This is a genomic window from Aphanothece stagnina RSMan2012 (assembly GCF_046764815.1).
Taxonomy (GTDB): domain Bacteria; phylum Cyanobacteriota; class Cyanobacteriia; order PCC-6307; family Cyanobiaceae; genus NIES-981.
Genome location: NZ_JBKOUC010000069.1, coordinates 1 through 1,236, shown reverse-complemented (window position 1 = coordinate 1,236; position 1,236 = coordinate 1). Strand labels below are relative to the sequence as shown.

The 1,236-nt window shown below is 63.4% G+C and carries 1 protein-coding gene; it reads right to left on the bottom strand.

All coding sequences use genetic code 11. The annotated features are described in order from the left end of the window. Positions 1-49: 49 nt before the first annotated feature. Positions 50-1,161 (bottom strand): IS3 family transposase gene (locus ACLNEE_RS16725; RefSeq protein ID WP_412007430.1). Its coding sequence is split into 2 segments (ribosomal slippage): positions 50-900 and positions 900-1,161, totalling 1,113 coding nucleotides; the frame shifts between segments, so codons are not numbered across the junction. Positions 1,162-1,236 lie beyond the last annotated feature (75 nt).

The following is a 1,236-nucleotide window of genomic DNA, read 5'->3' as shown; positions in this document are numbered from 1 at the left end:
TGACGTGACCCCCATTGCTGGTCCAGTTCTTCTGAGAGCTGGTGGGTCGTCAGGCCGCTCTCCACTGCTGGAGGACCTCCAGGGGCGTACGCCCCTGGAGCGCCGAATGCGGTCTGTAGGTGTTGTACTCCATCCGGTACTGCTCTGCCAACCGCCTGGCCTCTGGCACTGAGGCGAACAGCTCGATATTCAGGAACTCATCCCGGAAGCGGCTGTTGAACGACTCCACGAATGGATTCTCCCAGGGTGAACCTGGCTCGATGTAGGCCGTGCCAGAACCGCTGCCTGTGCACCATTCTTGCAAGGCATGGGCAATGAACTCAGGGCCATTGTCCATGCGCAGGTGCGTGGTTGGTGGATACAGCCTGAGCAGTTCCTCGATTGTGTCGATCACATCCACAGCCCTGCAGCGCCTGTTCACCCGAATGGCCAGACATACGCGGCTGAATTCATCCACCACGTTCAAGAACTTGAGCGTCCGGCCATCCATCGTCTGGTCAAACTGGAAGTCGATCGCCCAAACGTGGTGTGGGTATTCGGCCCGCAGCAACTCCCTTGAGCCGCTGGCAGGGCGAGAGCGCTTGCGCCGGCGCGGCAGGGGCCGCTGCAGCCCCTCCTCCCGCCAGATCCGTTGCACCCGCTTGTGGTTGACGCCCCAGCCCTCGAGCCGCAGCCGGCGGTAGACCAGTCGCCTGCCCCAGCGCACATGGCGCCGGGCCAGCTCCCGGATCCGCCGCCTGAGCTTCTGCTCCTCGATGGCCGCTACCGGCATGGGCCGGCGTTGGGTGTTGCGGTTCTGGCCAGCCAGTCGGCAGGCACGGCGTTGGGATACCCGGAATCGATCCTCCAGAACCATGACGGCTCTGCGACGACGTTCCGGGCTCAGAAGTTTCCCTCGGCCAGCTCCTTGAGCATGGCCTTATCGAGCTCTGCATCGGCCAGCAGTCGCTTGAGGCGGGTGTTCTCCTGCTCCAGCTCCTTGAGGCGTTTGGCCTCTGTTGCTTTCATCCCCCCGTACAGCTGCTGCCAGCGGTGGTACGTGGGAGCCGACACCTCCAGGGTCCTGCACACGTCGGCGACGGTCTGGCCCTGGTTGAGGAGCTGCTCAGCCGTGCGCAGCTTGCGGATGATCTGCTCGGGGGTGTGACGCTTGCGTTTCATGGGGCTTCTCCTGGCCAAGTCTGGCCGGTCGGGAAGCTCTCATAAGGACTGGTTCAGTTTCTGGGGTCCACGCCA